At 42.9% G+C, this 17976-nt stretch carries 12 protein-coding genes and 1 pseudogene; 5 read left to right on the forward strand and 8 right to left on the reverse strand.

Features of this window, described 5'->3' with window-relative positions; genetic code table 11:
* Positions 1 to 103: 103 nt before the first annotated feature.
* From ACP69U_RS06505 to minE, 5 genes are all read left to right on the forward strand, one after another.
* Positions 104 to 1066: an acyltransferase gene (locus ACP69U_RS06505; protein WP_426138161.1), complete on the forward strand. Its 963-nt coding sequence runs from the start codon at positions 104 to 106 to the stop codon at positions 1064 to 1066.
* Positions 1067 to 1440: 374 nt separating this feature from the next.
* Entirely contained in the window at positions 1441 to 2454 is a 1014-nt protein-coding gene (locus ACP69U_RS06510) for a hypothetical protein (RefSeq protein ID WP_426138234.1), read from the forward strand.
* 126 nt (positions 2455 to 2580) lie between these two features.
* Positions 2581 to 3420: a septum site-determining protein MinC gene (gene minC / locus ACP69U_RS06515; protein ID WP_372815170.1), complete on the forward strand. Its 840-nt coding sequence runs from the start codon at positions 2581 to 2583 to the stop codon at positions 3418 to 3420.
* Between the two features lie 450 nt (positions 3421 to 3870).
* Positions 3871 to 4686, forward strand: a complete 816-nt coding sequence (gene minD / locus ACP69U_RS06520) for a septum site-determining protein MinD (protein WP_045444058.1) — start codon at positions 3871 to 3873, stop codon at positions 4684 to 4686.
* Positions 4686 to 4976: a cell division topological specificity factor MinE gene (minE, locus tag ACP69U_RS06525; RefSeq protein WP_055124765.1), complete on the forward strand. Its 291-nt coding sequence runs from the start codon at positions 4686 to 4688 to the stop codon at positions 4974 to 4976. Before minD ends, minE begins: the two co-directional genes overlap by 1 nt.
* A gap of 109 nt (positions 4977 to 5085) precedes the next feature.
* Here minE and ACP69U_RS06530 read toward each other — a convergent pair whose 3' ends face one another.
* From ACP69U_RS06530 to ACP69U_RS06565, 8 genes and pseudogenes are all read right to left on the reverse strand, one after another.
* Complete coding sequence (locus ACP69U_RS06530; RefSeq protein WP_055124766.1) at positions 5086 to 5613, reverse strand: cytochrome b; 528 nt, start codon at positions 5611 to 5613, stop codon at positions 5086 to 5088.
* Positions 5614 to 5759: 146 nt separating this feature from the next.
* Positions 5760 to 6275, reverse strand: a complete 516-nt coding sequence (locus ACP69U_RS06535) for a hypothetical protein (RefSeq protein WP_296240536.1) — start codon at positions 6273 to 6275, stop codon at positions 5760 to 5762.
* Between the two features lie 17 nt (positions 6276 to 6292).
* The gene (locus ACP69U_RS06540; RefSeq protein ID WP_045444048.1) at positions 6293 to 7297 is read right to left on the reverse strand and encodes a chemotaxis protein CheB; all 1005 of its coding nucleotides are present in this window, start codon (positions 7295 to 7297) and stop codon (positions 6293 to 6295) included.
* Positions 7287 to 14195, reverse strand: a complete 6909-nt coding sequence (locus ACP69U_RS06545; RefSeq protein WP_426138162.1) for an Hpt domain-containing protein — start codon at positions 14193 to 14195, stop codon at positions 7287 to 7289. Before ACP69U_RS06545 ends, ACP69U_RS06540 begins: the two co-directional genes overlap by 11 nt.
* Before the next feature lie 30 nt (positions 14196 to 14225).
* The gene (locus tag ACP69U_RS06550; protein ID WP_413469134.1) at positions 14226 to 15167 is read right to left on the reverse strand and encodes a CheR family methyltransferase; all 942 of its coding nucleotides are present in this window, start codon (positions 15165 to 15167) and stop codon (positions 14226 to 14228) included.
* 145 nt (positions 15168 to 15312) lie between these two features.
* Positions 15313 to 16386, reverse strand: a pseudogene (locus ACP69U_RS06555) (methyl-accepting chemotaxis protein); the annotation flags it as partial.
* A 516-nt stretch (positions 16387 to 16902) separates the two neighbouring features.
* Entirely contained in the window at positions 16903 to 17433 is a 531-nt protein-coding gene (locus ACP69U_RS06560) for a chemotaxis protein CheW (protein ID WP_055124771.1), read from the reverse strand.
* 3 nt (positions 17434 to 17436) lie between these two features.
* Positions 17437 to 17799 carry a response regulator gene (locus ACP69U_RS06565; protein ID WP_045444033.1) on the reverse strand — a complete coding sequence of 121 codons (363 nt, stop codon included), beginning with the start codon at positions 17797 to 17799 and terminating at the stop codon, positions 17437 to 17439.
* Positions 17800 to 17976 lie beyond the last annotated feature (177 nt).

The following is a 17976-nucleotide window of genomic DNA, read 5'->3' on the forward strand; positions in this document are numbered from 1 at the left end:
ACGTTTACACTCGTACACTCTGAACCGTTTCTGCTAAAATTGTGCAATAAAACTGGCAATGAATCATTTATATACTAATAAGACTGACCGAAAAGGATTTAGCATGCGATTGACATCTACTATTCGAAAAATACACGAACGCAACCCTAAATTAGGCAAAGCCGTTTCACTTGCGACAGCGACTGGGGTTATTGCAGCCAACAGCTTCGGTGGTAGTATTCCCTTATGGTTAATGGGTGTCGGCAAAGTCATCACTGGTGCTCCTATCGCGGACAAAGCGGTCATCAAAATCGCGACTTATTGGATCAGTAGCAACAGCGCCTTGATCGATGACATGTTGCCACGTAAAGATTGGCGCATCAGCTTACCCGATGACGTGCACATCAATGGCAAATATTTGCTGGTCAGCAATCATCAGTCTTGGGTCGATACCAGTATCGTGCAGTACATTAGTGAAAAACGCTTGCCATTGACACGATTTTTTACCAAATTTGAACTGATTTACATTCCGATTGTGGGTCAAGCCTTTTACTTTTTAGACTTCCCAATGATGCGTCGGCATTCTAAAGAAGCCGTCGCTAAAAATCCTGCTCTACAAGGCAAAGACATCGAAGAAGCCAAACGTGCCTGTGCCCTGTTAAAAGACAAACCTTTTACTTTGTTAAATTACTTAGAAGGCACGCGTTTCACCAAAGCCAAACATGCAAAGCAACAGTCTCCTTATACTCATTTATTGAAGCCACGGGCAGGCGGCCTATCTTTAGCCATTAACGCGCTAGGCGAAGACATCGATGGCATGCTAGATATGACAATCGTTTATCCTGATGGTGTGCCGAGTTATAGTGATTTGTGGAAAGGTAACATCAAGCGTTTGGGCGTCGATGTCCGCTATATTGAAATGCCTGACGCATTATTTAACGGTATTAAAAATGGTGGTTACGAAAATGATGACGCGGTAAAATCACAAATGTTTGACTGGGTAGAGCAAATTTGGCAGCAAAAAGATCAGCGTATTACCGATATGTTGGCTGAGTTTGAAACAAACCCTAAAGCTTCGGATGCTTAGAGACATCGTTAACAGAGCAACGGCATACAACAGTGAATTACTTTAAGTCGTTTTAAAACTACGATTGAGCGCTGTTGTTTAAAATGCTAATGCTAGATGTCAATTCGTAAATGCTGACTGTAAACCCCAACTCGTAAATGATAATGCGTAATTATAATGAAAGATGGGTTGTTTTTTGGCTCTATTCATTGATAATGTGAATAGTCATGAGCCCATGACTTTTTGACCGTTAGTGACTTGATAGCCCTGTACTATTTGAGCCGCTTATTTTTCGTGCTATTTATCATTTATAAGGTTTGACTGTGCCCGCTTCCTCTTCTACTAGCCTGCCTCTAGACTCAGCGCCTGTATCCCATCAGCCGCCTAATAATACGCTGCCACCGCCAAACCGATCAACGCCAAATCGCTTAAAACTCACTTACGATATCGTGATGATTATTGCCATCAGTATCGATCTATTATTGATTAGTATTGATGCTATCTTGATGAGTAGCTTTAGTAGCAATGCCGCAGGATGGCTCAGTATTAGCGATGCTCTCAGTTGGTATCAAAATACCTTACATGAGCCTTTGCGTACCGCTGGTGGATTTTTTACCCTATTTTTGATCTTTGAGCTACTGCTACGTTGGGCGATTGCGATTAAACAAAACGTCTACTATCGCTGGTTCTTTTTTCCTTTTGTCCATTGGTATGAAGTATTGGGGTGCTTTCCGCAGCTGCGTGCCTTACGTTTATTCCGAGCAGTAATCATTGGGCGACGCTTATACCAGCTTGGTTACCAAGTGCTGCCGCAGCCATGGATCAATCGGATTAGGTTCTATATCGACTTATTATTAGAAGAGCTGTCCGACCGCGTCATATTGACGACTATTCAAAACTTTCGGCAGCAACTGACCGATCCTAAAACGCATAAATCTTTTATTGAATCAACGATAACTCGTAATCGTAACGAGATTGAGGCAGCAGTGCTGTCGATACTGCGCACAGAGCTAGCACCAAAACTACAGGAGTTGACGGCAGCATCAGGTGGCGGCAGTATATTAGCCAGCGAGATGGGCAATGCTATTGAAGAGGGTTTGGCCAATACGCCTGAGCTGCGTCGCTACCTACGCATGATACCGATTGCCGGTAGCTTGATTGAATCACAGCTGCAACACGTCGGTCACAATATAGGTGAAAACGTCGTTTACGCACTGAATAAACGCCTTCTAGACCCCGAACGCCTCGATTCATTGATGGTAGCGATTGCCAACGGCATTGCCAGTATCGATACGGATAATACTGCGTTAGATACCTTGATTTCGAGTATCATTGATGACAGTTTGACAGAATTTGAAGCGCAGGTAAAAGTGCAGCAGTGGAAGCATCAAGAGATGCTTCATCTATAATCCATACTGCTAATAGCACGCCCTGCCTAAAAAACATTAGGCTTGGCAAGAAAATGAATGGTATGACTCGATAATAAAAACAATACCGTGAATACAGCGACAGAATTATCTCTTGAGGATTTATATATGACAGTTTCAGACAACGACAGCCAAGGCTCGAGCGCCGCGCCAGCATTGGCATTTTATGGCAAAATGCTGACTTTTTCACGTTTGCAATTTAGCACAGATGATTTAAGCGAGATAGACGCCCATCTTGCCGCAACGCTTAGTAATAAATCTAGCAATATCCCGATCCTTATCGATAGCGAGGTTGAACAAGATCTCTCAGCATTGGTAGAGCTTTTATGGTCGTGGGGCTTACAGCCTATTGGCGTCGTGACTGGTACACTAGATGCGCAAGCCCGTGAACAGCGATTGGCCATCTTCCCTGCTGATGGCAAACGTATTGAGCGTATATTACCTAGCAAGAAAGCTGCAACTCAAGTGAGTAAAGCTCCCGATGATAAACATACAGAATCAGCCAGTACCAATTCAGACAGTAACAATGATACTGCAGCCATCAGCGAGTCAAATACAGAAACAACGATAGCAAACGCCACAGCAGAGACACTGATGAGCGCTGAGCATATTACCAGCCTAATTTACGATCAAATGCTACGTTCAGGACAAAGCCTGAATCACGTGGGCGGTGATTTGATTTTGACCAATAGTGTCAATAGCGGGGCGGAAGCGATTACCGATAACAGCTTGCACGTTTACGGTCGTGCCCAAGGGCGTTTGGTTGCTGGCGCTACCGGTGACAAAGATGCCCGTATTTTTTGTCAAGTTTTTAATCCTTCTTTGGTGTCAGTGGCGGGAACTTATTGCTTACGAGACAACTTACCTGAGCACGTGATTGACAAATCTGTACAAGTAAGATTTGTAGAAGGTGAAGGCTTAGTATTTACGGTAATGGATGACGCTTAAATCTTTTACCGTTAAGAGCAATAGATGCGTCCGTGATTTTTATAAATGTAGACAGGCTAAGCCGATTTTCATCATACATGACGCTTAGCAAAAAACGTTTATTAGAAAATCTCAATAGTAGACGTTTAGACAGCGCACTTAATATTATAGTAAGTTTATTTAACAAAACTGTTCTATGATGAATCGCTAGCTCTGCCACTATCTACACTACTCGTCAGCGTCTATTTTATTATTCACAATAGGCAATATTGACCAGAAAATTCTAGGTAGCACCGCTTTGTGATCCATATATAAGCTGTTTTTCTGCTTTACTATGGACGTGCTATAAATTTTTGTTTATTTATGCTAGGCTACCTTCGCAGGTAGTGTATATATAGCATGTGAATAATGTGCAATTGCGCTATTTTTTTATATAAAAGATATCCCATTGATTCATAGGAGTGTGCCATTGTGGCGAAGATAGTTGTAATCACTTCAGGTAAAGGCGGTGTGGGCAAAACCACGACAAGTGCCTCTTTTGCCGCAGGTTTAGCATTGCGTGGCTATAAGACAGTTGTTATCGATTTTGATGTGGGTCTACGTAATCTAGACTTAATCATGGGTTGTGAAAACCGAATTGTTTATGATTTTGTTGATGTCATCACTGGTAGCGCACGCTTGTCGCAAGCACTGGTCAAAGACAAACAGCTTGAAAACTTGTATATCCTACCCGCCAGTCAAACGCGTGATAAAGACGCCCTGACAGACGAAGGGGTGGCAGAGGTCATGTCTGAGCTGTCTAAACAGTTCGACTATATTATCTGTGATTCACCAGCTGGTATTGAGCGCGGTGCACAACTCGCCATGTATCATGCTGATGAAGCGATCATCGTCACTAACCCTGAGATTTCTTCAGTGCGTGACTCAGACCGTATTATCGGTATCTTGCAAAGCCAGACCAAAAAGGTTGAAGAAAACCAAGGCTCTGTACGTGAGCATTTGATTATTACTCGTTATAATGCCGAGCGCGCAGCAGCCAACGAGATGATGGACATTGATACCATCTCAAATGATATCCTAAAAGTTCCATTACTTGGGGTTGTTCCTGAAAGTCACTCAGTGCTTGAAGCATCTAACCATGGTGAGCCTGTCATTCATTATACCGATTCAGTTGCTGGTCAATGTTATGATGACATCGTCGCCCGCTTCTTAGGTGAAGAACGCCCACTACGTCATATTGACGTGAAGAAAAAGAGTCTATTACAGCGCTGGTTTGGAGGTCAATGATGACGAAGAAAAAAGGATTTTGGAGTAGCCTATTTGGTACTGACGACAGTGGTAGCGCAGGTAGCGCTAATATGGCTACTGAGCGTCTTAAGGTTATCGTTGCGAGCGAAAATCGCTTAAACAACCGCTTAACAGCTGATCGTATCGAAAAAATGAAACGTGAGATTTTAGAAGTGGTCAACAAATACGTCAATGGCGTACAGATTGATGATGTGAATATCAATCATCGTTCTGAGGACAGCCTAGACGTATTAGAGATGAATATCAGTCTACCTGAACACAAAAAATAAGCGCTATCTTAGAAAAACAAAAAAGCCCTAAGTATCATAACTTAGGGCTTTTTTATATTGCATGAAATAGTAGGTTTACCTATAGCAGCCTACGATTATTTTGATACCATTATTTTATACGCGCTATTAAATTGTCTTTTTTGACAAACTGATGATATAGAGCAGCACCGATATGAATAAGTGTAAAAGCAATAATGGTCGGCCAAATAATATCAGTATGCAGGTCATTATAAAAGCGTGCCAACCCTCTATCTGGTGTAACAAATACAGGGATTTGAAACAAGCCAAAAATATCGACGGGGCGTCCACCATAAACGGACATCAGCAAACCAGCTATTGGCATTGCAATTAATAAGGCATATAAGCCAAAATGCGACAGTTTAGAGGCCAATAACTGCCACTTTGGCATCGGTACAGGTGGCGGCGCCTTAATAAATACACGATTAAGCACCCGTGCTATCATCCAACATAACAAACTAATACCAAACGCTTTATGCAACCCAATATAAAGATTGTTATCCAAATTATCGTACAACAGAATCATTATCCACGTAACCAACAGTAAAACTGCACTGATCCAGTGAAATATCCGGCTGCTGACTGGCCACTTTGACACATTTGAATTGCTACTATTCATGAGCTGTCCTATTACCCTCATCACTAATTATCTATCATCAATGTTGTAGACAAAACAACCACTCATTCAACGATTAGCAATCATCAAAGTAATTGGATAACCCTGTTTCTCTGATAGTGAAAAATAACCCTGATATAAGCGAGATGCTAACTGTCTAAATCGACCAATTGATGCGCAATTTTGTCTAAGTCGGGCACCAAATAAGCCTTATCATCAATCATAACCGTTTGGAAAAGATAGGATAGCATAACGTTTTCATCAAAAGGTAGGGCTGTTTTGTCGCTGTCTATATTATCGGCATGCTTAGGGCTGTTAAATTGCTCAGGAACGTCAATATCTTTAACCTCAGAAATACGCACTTGTCGCTGGTGCAGCTCGCCTGCCGTTTGTAAAGCTAAACGATGATCGGTAGTATTGCCCTCTAATACAATCATGGTATCTGGCATTTGATCCTGTGGTAGCAGATGACATACTGCTATCTTTTGCTGCTGCCATTCATAGGTTGCCGTGCGCTCATTATAATTATCTACACTCAAAATCAGGCTGCTTGGAATAAGCCAATCAGGTTGGTCAAATGCTGGCACAATAGTGACATCAAGCATACCGTTATTCGTGGTCAGTAAACTCACTGCCTCAAACGAATGTTTCAAAATTTGTTTCATACATCGCTCACAATCAGTTAATGCAAAGAGGCTACTACTAATCTTTCATCAATATAATCTGTTAGTTTTTGTGCTAAATCCGCTGGACTGCCAATAAAACCACAATACCCTGAATCAATAATCGCCTGAGGTTGACTTGGGCAAGCGCTTAAGCTGGGATCCTGCACCCACAATTGACTGTTATTTTCTTGAATGAGATCCAGATACTGCGAACCATCATTACCCATGCCGGAAAATATAATATTGATAAGCTCGCTACCATAAACGTCGCTGGTGTTTTTGAGAATCTGACCAATCGCGGGCTTATACTCACCCTCCCAAGCTTGCTCTAGCAATATGACTCGACCGGTAGAGTCACAAACAATCTGTTTATCAATAGGAGCTATAAGACACTGGCCTGCTCTTAAACGCTGCGAAGAAGTAATTACCTGACAATGCCAGTCATTATGGCGATTCAGGATGCGTGGCAGTGTGCCAATCATCGTTTTATTAAAATGGTGCGCCAGTAAAATACATACCGGTAGCGTCGCCGACAAGTTATCCAAAAATTCTTTTATAGCACTCGGCCCGCCCATAGAAGCACCCAAAAATACTACGTAGCGCCAGTCTGCATCAGCATTATCAGGTTTGTGCACGGGTGCATCCATTAAAACGGGTAACGCCAGCATATGTGCCAGCTTACGCTTTAATTTGCGCTGCCATTTGGCATATTGCGGCGCTTCATTTAGGTAAGGTGCTTGACTAAAACCCACCAACACCGCAGCAGGTTTAGATGCCGTGGTCGCGGCTACCACACTGTCGTCGTAATCACTATCTATTAGCCAGATGTCAATCGAGGTATCAGAGCGCCCCTGTTTTTCTTGCAGTTGCGCCCGTGACATACAGCCAACAAGGCTAAAACCACAACTGCGTACAGTATCTGAAAAGGCCATACGCTGATGATGGTCTTCTGCCACTACCATCACCTTAATATCATCCTTGTTTTTTCCTCTTAGCGCCAAGACACGTGCATTATCCTTCATAAGTTAAGCTGACCTTTTGACCCAGTATGTGCTGGATTTTATTAAGTAGCTCTTGTTCTTGGAATGGCTTACCCATGTAATCGTTCACGCCAATCTCTAGTGCACGCTCACGATGCTTTTCACCTGTACGTGATGTGATCATGATGATTGGGATATGTTGTAAGCGCTTGCTGTGTCTCACTTGAGTAGCCACCTCGAAACCATCCATACGTGGCATCTCAATGTCGAGCAATATCATGTCTGGTATCATGTCTTGTAATATCTCAATCGCATCGATACCATCTTTTGCCACGGCCACTGTAAACCCTTGGCGTTCTAAGAAACGTGACGTCACTTTACGTACGGTAACAGAGTCATCAACCACTAAAATAGTAGACTTAAACTCTAAACGACTACGTTTAGAATCAGCAGATTGTGAGATATTTTTGACCAACTGCGCATTACGCATCAAAGCAATCAGGTCTAAGATAAGCATTACCGAACCATCGCCCATGATAGTCGCTGCTGAAATACCTGGTAGATTCGATAACTGTTGTCCTAGAGGTTTGACCACGACTTCAATACGTGACCCTGCAATCTGATCAACCTGCAATGCAATATTTTGTCCGCTACGATTCTTAATGATAATAAGTGGCAAACTGGTATTGGTATTAACGACCAGCTCATTCAGTTCATTGCCTGACAAAATCTCATTTAAATAACGCACTCGATAATCAACATCTTCAAAGTTTAATGTTGCATCACCTGACTGGTAATAGTCATAAAGCTTTTCTGGATTAATCCGTACCACACGCTCAATCTGTACCAAAGGTATCGCATAATAACGATCCGCGGCACGCACAACCAATGCATCAGATACCGCAACCGTCAGTGGTAAGCGCATCGTAAAGCGTGAGCCTTTACCCAGCTCTGAGACAACCGATACAGCACCACCTAATTGACGAATCTCGCTGATGACCACGTCCATGCCCACGCCACGTCCAGAAATCTGCGTTACTTGCTTACTGGTACTCAATCCAGCATGGAAAATATACTGCATGATATCAAGATCTGTTAGGCTGTTATCATTTGCATCAATCAAGCCTTGAGAAATGGCTTTGTTACGAACGGCTTCTACATCGATGCCGCGACCGTCATCTATTAACTGAATGACAATCTCACTACCTTCTCGATTTACCTCAAGAGTAATACGCCCACTACGCTCTTTACCTGCTTTCAAACGCGTTGAGGTATTTTCGATACCATGATCGACAGCGTTACGGAGCATATGTTCAAGCGGTGAAGTAATACGCTCTAGAATGGTTCTATCCATCTCATCATCGGCATTGATGATCGTTAATTCAACAGACTTATTCAGCTCATTGGCAGTTTGTCGTACGATACGCTCAAGACGTGGCGTTAAGCGCGTAAACGGCACCATACGCGAATTCATAAGCCCATCTTGTAACTCGGTCTGTGTACGAGACAGCTGTAACAAAAGGCTTTCACTGTCTCGTGTTTTTTCTAATAAAGTATGATTAATATCAATCAAATCTGAGGCTGACTCTGTCAAAGATTTGGATAACTGATTTAAAGAAGAATATTGATCCATCTCTAGAGGGTCAAACCCTTCATGATTAATCAGCTCATCGTCTATCTGCGACAAGATCTGCGCCTCAAGCTCGATTTCCATTCGACGTAACTGATCAGCCAAGCGCTGTACCGTAATACCCATATCTTCGATACTATTGGTCAAGCTACTCATGCCCATATCGATACGAGCACGGTTGATGGCTGACTCACCAGACAGGTTAATCATATGCTCGATCAAACCACCTGAGATACGAATCATCTCATTATTATTGGCACTCTGATCTTCCTCACCCGTACTGCTGAGCATAGAAGGCATCTCACTAATATCTTTTGCCAGATACTGTGAGTCTTGCTGTTCTCTAGCAATAAAGAGCGCTTCATGCTGCGATTGTAGGGATTCTTTAGGGATTTGCTTTAAGCTGTCAGGATTTTTACTAAATTGCTGCAATGCCTCAATCAATAGCGCAGGCGTCGGTGGATTGACATGTTGTCTAAGGATAGAGATTGCATCAGCAAGCCAGTCATGACTGGCAACCAACAACTCCAATACTTTTTTGGTAGCAGGACGACGATTATCTACAAAATCTGTATAAACCGATTCCATTTCATGAGCCAGATCAGCGATACCAGCTGCGGTGACCATTCGTGCGCCACCTTTGATGGTATGCAAATCACGCTGCAATGCCTGTAATGCTGTCGTATTATTGGTATCTTTTAAGAACAGTTGCAGATACTTATTGCGATTGGTGAGCTCCTCAGCCTCTTCTAAAAACACCGACAATATATCAGGATCTGGCAAACCATTCGCCCATGACTGTTTAATCATCATGTCTAGGCTCAAGGTATCCGATACGTCAGCGCTGAGGTGAGCGTTGTTAGCCACCTTATTTTGTGCTTCAGGTTCGAAGTGAGTTTTCGGAATAGGTATGATTAGCTCTACCGTTTCTGGCAAGGCTTGGGCTTTTACAAACTGTTGTAGTTGCTCAATCAGCGCTGAGGCAAAAAATGATTTTTTATGATTTACGATATGCAGTACTTGCAACGACATTGTGTCTTGCACTATTTGCATTATTTCAAGCCATTGTGCTGTCGGTATTCTTCTATTTTCTACGAATGCTTCATAGACACTTTCAGCTTCATGGGTCAGATCACCAATACTACGAATACCTGCCATTCGCGCACCACCTTTGATAGTGTGCAGATGGCGCTGTAAAACTTTTAGCGCATTTATATTGCTGATATCAGTACGCCACTTATTAAAACTCTCATCCAGCGCGGCATCAAGCTCTTGAGCTTCTTCTAAAAATATCTCTAATAGCTCAGCATCAGTATCAATAGATTCAAGCTGTAGCTCAGGTGCTGCAACGGCTCTCACGACAAAGACACTCTCATCACCATTGCTATCATCGTCTTGGTAAATACGTTGTAGATCTTCAATAACTTGTTGGTCAATCTTCAATGACGTGCTACCAGCCAATGCGTCGAACAAACCAACCAATTGAGCATGACCAGCGTGTAAAACCGCTTGGGTATCGATCTTTCTTGCTGTATCAATATTATCTTTCAAATAGGCATAAGCGTGACCCAACTCATTGAGAATATAGGTGAATTTTGGAAACGCTTCTGCTTTATTGGCTAAGTAAGCTATTTGCGATATTTGCTGCGATATATAGCCCTGAACATGTGCTGTCTCAGAGTGATTAAGTGCGTCATCTAATTCCCACTCAGCATCCAATAGTTCATCAATATTATTATCCAACAACTGCTCTATCGTTGGTTTGTTATCAGCCGTGACCTTATCATCGCTAATGACGTATTGATCACCAAGCATGGCTTGCAATGAGGCTATGTCTTGCTGACTTTGTGCATCTTCGATCGATATATTTTGCGGCTGAACGTTTTGCTTGTAGTTGTTTAAATAACCGTCCATTAGCGTAGCAGACTTCGCCAATGCTTCTAGATGTTGAGCATTCATCGCAGTATCTTGCTGCTGTAGTAGCTCTAAGCTATGCTCTATCGTTGCGCTAACCTCGCTGATCGCTGCTAAAGCGCTAGAACCTGAAGCCCCTCGCAAGGTATGGAATGCGCGTACAATCTCATCCGTCACTTCAATATAAGACTGATCTTGATGCTCATCAACGAATTGGTCAATATCTTGCAACAGTCCTTCTGCTTCGTCGATAAAAATCTCACAAAACATTTTTTCTTCTTCGCTTTGCGGTGCTAAATAAATAGGCGCTTCTGCTATCATTTCATTGACAGAATTAATCGTCTGCAGCGTGGTATCTATCGCTGTATTAAGATTATCTTGGGTCGGGCTATGCTCATCAATAGCAGGCGATAGTACTGACGCTTGGATGGTCTCATCCTCAGAACTATTTGATGCTTGCTCATACAAGGCAGAATAGCTAAATTCGTCCCCTTGCTGTTTGCTGTAGGCATTGGCGCATGCGATCCATAAAGGCACCATCACCGGATAGTTTTGGCTGTCATTTTCAAATACTGTTAGCATCGCAGGATAGGCAGCTAGCACATCCGCAATAAGCTGACGCATATCTGTTGAGACAGTCACACTATGATCCAAAATGCGATTAAGCATATTTTCTATAGCCCAAGCCAGCTCAGCCGTATAATTTGCACCGACCATACGACCGGAACCTTTTAAGGTATGGAACCCACGACGAATATCCACCAATCCGCTTAAGTCAGCTGGCAATAATCGCCAATCTTCATATAAAGGTACAATCTCAGCCAATACTTCATCAGCTTCTTCTAAAAATATCTCTTTAATATCAGGATCGGCATCATGAGCATCTGCCGCTAGCTGCTCGGTTTCTTGCATAAAGGGTTTGAGTATCGCTGGAATATCAATAGCAGATAAGGAAGCAACAGCAGTGCTCTTTTTACTATCAGCAGTTGTCTCGTTTGACTCATTGCTCATGTCGAGAGCACTTAGCAATTCAGCATCATCATCAAATGGTTGCGATAGTTCTAATGCTGAGTCTGAATCAGCAGTGACAGCATCTAATATGGTCAGCCCAGCATTGATAGGTTGCTGTGTCATGAGATTATGGCTTTGTAGAATAGTGACAGCAGGATCAAAGCTTGGAGATTGTTGCGCTTCAAAATCTATCACTAATGCTGGTAGCCGTTTTGCCGTATCCATCACCAGATTTACGACGTCATCTGTGACAGGCAGCGTTTTATCTAACAGACGATTGAGCAGATTTTCGATTGACCATGCCATCTCGCTGATGCTAAAAGCCCCAACCATACGTCCTGAGCCTTTTAAGGTATGGAACCCTCTACGCACTTCAGTGAGTGGGGTTAAATCCTTTGAGTCTTGCTGCCAGATAGGTAAAAAGTCTTCTAAATCAGCAATGACTTCCGTCACCTCTTCGATAAAGATGTCACGAATCTCTGCGTCCATCTCAAAATTATCAGGCTTAACTTGTTCACGAGCACGCGTTAATGGTTCACTCTCGGTACTATCATCATCAGCCGCATCTTGCCCTACCACACGCTCATTATCTACATCAGTCAAAGCTTGGTTAGCAACATCATTTTGACTATTAGCAGGAGCAATCTCGCCACTATCATCGTAACGCAATACGTTGGTCGCTACAGATTTTTGGGTAAGGAAAGTGTCTTTAATGGTCTCTGGCGATGCAATATAATGAGTCAGAAGTTGGGCGGCAGTCGCAGTATACTCATTTGCCCGCATTAATAGCTGCTGGTCAAAAACCTGCTGTGCAAGGTAGTCAAGCAACAATTCAATAGACGTTAGCCCTTCAGCCAATGCCTGAGTCACATCCCAACTGAGTACCTCAATCTCATGAATGGTCAATTGTGTAAATATGCTTGCCATATCATTCATGGTTTGGCGAATTGATGGCAATCCCATGTCGGCAAAAGCATCACCAATATCGGTAAAATCAGCAGCAATGGGCAGTAAGTCAATGTCTTGACGCTGTACATATTCATGAAAGCTTTGTTTGACATCTTCTACCGCGATGCGCAGCTCACGTAAACTTCCACCAACAGAAGCCGTCGCAGGACTTTCTTCCGACTGCGTCTCAATAGCTTCAAACGTTGCAGACAATGTCGTAAAAGAAGCGGCGTCCCCTATCTTGAGAGATATCGTCTGTTCGGTATGATAGATAGCGTTATATAGCTCTTGAAGCTGACGCTCAATCTGCCATTGTTCTTGCGCAAATCCTGTTTCTGATGATAGAGCCTGCTCTATGTCTGTAACAATTGCATGTATTTGCGACACGTAATAAGTCCAACCTCGACCTTCGAGTTGACTTTGTATTTTCTGTAAAGGAACGAGAAGCGTGTCTGGCTTATCCAAAGTAAAGATAAGTGTCTCAAGCTCACTGAGTATACGTGGTAAAAAACGTGATCCTATTGACGACGTTTGCGACAAATTATTTAGAAGTGACTGAGTGCGCTTGCTACTTTGAGGAAGGTTATTTAGTTCGATATACACCTTTATGGTTAAGCTTCGAATAACGCTTGATGATAACTCAGCTTGCTTAGTGCGAGACTCTATTACTTGATCCAGCTGACTTAGCAATGACGCATAATGCTCAGGTAATGGGGTATCATTATGAGCAAGGTCATTTAGCCACAGTTCCGTTAAGTACCAAAGGCGTTGTAAGTCATCATGTTGAGTGGTCTGCCATAAGTATTGGCTGACTCTTTCTAGTGTAGTCAATAAGGACGGTTGATTGGTATTGGCACTCAATAACGCTTGTACTTGCTGTCGCCAAACCAGTAATAATTGTTGATAGTGATAATCAGCTAAATGCGTCGCCGTTCTATTCGCCGGCATCATCACTTCGATGCTATTGATAGCATCGATAATATGATCATCGATAGCATGATTATTTAGATTATTATGCTGAGTATTCGCCAAGCTGACCGAGATATCTAGCGCTACCCCCAGTTTCGATAGTGCTTGAGTAAGCTCGTCAGCAGCATTATCAATTAAAATGGTGTTGTGATTACCCATACCTGCGTATTGATTCAATTCACGCTGTAGTAAGCGATGAGAAAACTGACCAATGCGGCGGTCGTTAGCAGAAATACGATCGCGACTGCTAACGTCTGCCAGCAAGCTCAGTTTATTGGCAATATCTGCTAATAAATTAAGGCGAATCATCGTTAGCGCGCCGCCAACCTGATGATAATGTTGCACCATCTGATCGTAATCAGTGCTATCAGCGTCTAACTGCCAGCCATCAGATATCTGTGATAATTGCTGATTAAACAGTGGTAATAACCACTCAAGCGTCACTATGTCATTGGGCTGGTTTTTCATAGGGTTATCCTAACTTGTCTAGGCACTAATCTAGACATTAATTTTTTGCCACACATTAACCTGTGGGTGCGCAATACGGCGCATATTTGAAGGACGCCAAAACAACGCCTCACCTGGAGCCAATATAATATATCCACCTAACGCACACTGCTCTGATAGCCTTGCCAAAATATCACGCTGATCAAACTTGCGAAAATATAGCAGCATATTTTGACAGATAATGACATGCTGAAGGTGCGAAGTGGGTGGTTTTTGCTCAATAATATTGTGTAAAGCGAAGCTAACATAGCGTCGTAATGTTGGCGCAATCTGCCAGTCGGTCTGAGTGCCAGTCATCGCCTTTTTTGCGGTAGACACCTTATAAAAATGCGATTGACTGATATCACACTTAGCTCGCCATGGCTGAACGAACTGCTGGCACAGGTCTGGAATTAACGACTGCTGCCGCTTATCATACTGCCCTAATCGTGCTTTTGTAATGGCTTGTTGGCTAACATCCGTACCCAATATCGTATAATTAATCAATTGTTCAGAAGCCAAGCTCATCGCCAATGACCATGTTTCTTGCCCACTGGCACAACCAACACTCCAAATGCGAAATAAATCATTAGCATCATTGTTGTGACCACGATCAGTACTAGTGGCAGTAAGCTGCTGTCGCTGATGCTGTAATGCACTCTTTGTGACAAAATCGATAGAAGGCATATGGCGAAAAAAACGACTTTCGTGAATCAGTACTTTATCCAATAACTGCTGGCGTATTTCATCGTTTTTTGGTAGTTGACACCACAGCTTTTCAACTGTCAATCCATGTGATAATGCCGTGTGGTCAATCGCATTTATCAACCATTGCAGCTGGACATTGGGTAGAACGAAACCAATCTCTTGTTCTATATATCGCTGCCACTGCTGCACATCAAAACTGTCTGCCTGCAGCAAACCCTTAATCAACGAGGGCTTAACTGCTTTAATTAGATTGCTGTCTGGTTGAGTAAAATTATTCACGTCACCTGCTATAGTCACTGCTGCAAATCATCGTATCTGCACAGCATATTATTAACACATTAATTTAAAAACGGTCAGTGGTCTAACACCTACTTGACGTTAACACTTGTCATTACACACTTGCTGATAACGCTTCTTCGGTGTCCAACATCTCGTTTTCTAGTAGCTCATCATCGTTCGACACTTTAAAACCAGTGACTGACTCTTGCAATGCTGCAGCCATTTCGCTCAGCTCACCAATAGAGCGCGCGGTTGCCATTGTGCCAGAAGAGGTCTGTGAGGTAATATCTTGAATAATATTCATCGTATGGGAGATGTGACCAGCAGATTCTGCCTGCTGCAAAGCGGCGTTTGAGATGTTTTGAATCAAGTCAGCCAAGGTATTAGAAACGCTCTGCACTTCTTCTAGGGCTTCACCAGCATCTTTTGCCAAACGTGCACCGCGCACAACTTCAGAGGTCGTCGATTCCATTGACATAACTGCTTCGTTGGTATCTGCCTGAATGGTTTTTACCAAGGTTTCAATCTGTTTGGTAGCGTTAGCTGAACGCTCAGCAAGACGTTGGACTTCATCAGCAACGACCGCAAAGCCTCGACCAGCCTCACCTGCCATCGATGCCTGAATAGCAGCATTCAATGCCAAAACGTTGGTCTGATCAGCAATATCATTAATCAAACCAACGATATCACCAATTTCTTGCGAAGACTCACCAAGACGCTTAATACGTTTTGAGGTCTCTTGAATCTGATCACGAATCACGTTCATACCTTCAATAGAGCGCTGTACAACTTCCGCTCCATTATGAGAGATGGCTACTGAGCGCTGAGCAACAGTCGCTGATTCTGAAGCGTTGTTCGAAACTTGGTCAATCGATACGGTCATCTCATTAATAGCCGCCGATACACCAGCAATTTCTTGTGCTTGGTGCTCAGATGCTTCAGCAAGTTCGACTGCATTCATCTGTGTTTGGTCTGAAGACTGCGAAACGCGGTCAGCCGTGTTGTTAATAACCAAAACCAATTGACGTAATTGGTCAATCGCAAAGTTCACTGAGTCAGCAATTGCCCCAGTAAAATCTTCTGATACGGTGGCATTAACCGTCAAATCACCTTCTGCTAAATCACCCAATTCATCAAGTAAACGTAGAATAGCAATCTGGTTACGTTCGTTTTCTTCTTGAATTTGACGCGCTCGCTCAGATTCCGCTTCTGCTTCCTGACGACGACGCAAGGTTTCTTTTTCAATGAGTAGGCGCTCTGATCCCCCACGCTGCTTCAGTAACTGATACAGAGCAAAGAGGATGCCTAATACCCCTACGACAAATATAATCGCTGGTAAAGTAACGGATTGATTAAAATCAGCCAAGTACTGACTTACTGACGATAACGAATTGACCAGCCAAATCAGGCAGGCCACACTTATTAGCACAAAAAACCCTAACAATAACTTCCACTTGCTATTAGCGTCCTTGCCATCTGTTGTATTGTTCGTACCAGCTACAGGTTTCTTTATAACATCACTCATCGTACGTATTCCTTTCAAACAATCATCAAAGTCTCATCGTGACTGACTTTGACAATCTTATTGTTATAAAAACAACAGTGATTAGCAAAGCCTGTATGAATACTGACACCCAACCGTATCATGTCATTCGCTATTATTTCGTCATCGTTATAGCAGCCAGATAGCTGTTATCGACTGCTATATTGCAGCATCGGTATACTGCAGGTCTTGTGCGAGCAGGCTTGGCATAAAAACATACCAATCTTGCTCATTTTTAAAGAACTTACCGTGATTATAAGGAGCAAAGGGCGAATTAGGCTCTATAGCTTCGGCACGGTATTGATCATGCGTAAATTGTTCAATCCCAATAACTTGATCCACTAACAGTCCTGAAAAGAGATTGTCATGTTCAATGACAATGACTTTGCGTTGGCTCATTTGCGTTAAACGACTAGGAACCTGTAGAAACTGAGACAAATCGGTGATTGGCAATAGGCGTCCGCGAATATTGGCGATGCCTAGCATCCAAGGCTTCACTAGAGGCAAGCTGGTATACTCTGGCATGGCCAATACTTCTGATACTTGACCCATCGGTGCAACTAACCGCTGTCCGCCAATCTCGAATACCACACCTTGCCAGTCATACTCTTGTCCACCGCGGCGACCACTTTTGCGCGCGCGTGCCAAGTCTGCTAAACGCAGAAGCTCAATAAACCCTCTGGAAGCCACAATCTACTCCATTACTTTACGAATGATATTAACCAATCCATTTTCGTCAACGGGCTTTGCCATATACTCTTTAGCGCCTTGGCGTTTTCCCCAAACTCGATCGGTTTCCTGATTTTTGGTACTGATCATAATCACTGGAATATGCGCGGTGGTCTTACCTCGAGTAATTTTGCGAGTGGCCTGAAAACCGTTCATCTCAGGCATAACCACGTCCATTAAAATGACATCTGGTAAGTGATCAATGGCCATCTGGCAACCTTGCTCACCATTTATCGCCTCTAATACTTTAAAATTATGTCTGGCAAGCATGTCGCGAAATTTCGCCATCTCAGATGGTGAGTCGTCAATGACTAAAACTGTAGTCATAGGAATTTCCTTTATTTTCGAAAGTATCCATAAGGATATGTTGTTATATTATTGAGACAATCCGACTGAAAGTAGCACGCCAACCATGAATGGCAGGGCAATTCTCTTAACAGTTTCGATTAAATATTGAGCAGTTATTAGTAATATTTTATCAATACTAAATCTCTTAACCGTAAT

Source organism: Psychrobacter sp. TWR1-1-1 (assembly GCF_049895865.1).
Lineage (GTDB): Bacteria > Pseudomonadota > Gammaproteobacteria > Pseudomonadales > Moraxellaceae > Psychrobacter > Psychrobacter immobilis_A.

Coding starts and splice junctions, on each gene's coding strand:
- ACP69U_RS06505 (WP_426138161.1), top strand. CDS start 104: ATGCGATTGACATCTACTATTCGAAAAATACACGAACGCAACCCTAAA.
- minC (WP_372815170.1), top strand. CDS start 2,581: ATGACAGTTTCAGACAACGACAGCCAAGGCTCGAGCGCCGCGCCAGCA.
- minE (WP_055124765.1), top strand. CDS start 4,686: ATGACGAAGAAAAAAGGATTTTGGAGTAGCCTATTTGGTACTGACGAC.
- ACP69U_RS06530 (WP_055124766.1), bottom strand. CDS start 5,613: ATGAATAGTAGCAATTCAAATGTGTCAAAGTGGCCAGTCAGCAGCCGG.
- ACP69U_RS06535 (WP_296240536.1), bottom strand. CDS start 6,275: ATGAAACAAATTTTGAAACATTCGTTTGAGGCAGTGAGTTTACTGACC.
- ACP69U_RS06540 (WP_045444048.1), bottom strand. CDS start 7,297: ATGAAGGATAATGCACGTGTCTTGGCGCTAAGAGGAAAAAACAAGGAT.
- ACP69U_RS06545 (WP_426138162.1), bottom strand. CDS start 14,195: ATGAAAAACCAGCCCAATGACATAGTGACGCTTGAGTGGTTATTACCA.
- ACP69U_RS06565 (WP_045444033.1), bottom strand. CDS start 17,799: ATGACTACAGTTTTAGTCATTGACGACTCACCATCTGAGATGGCGAAA.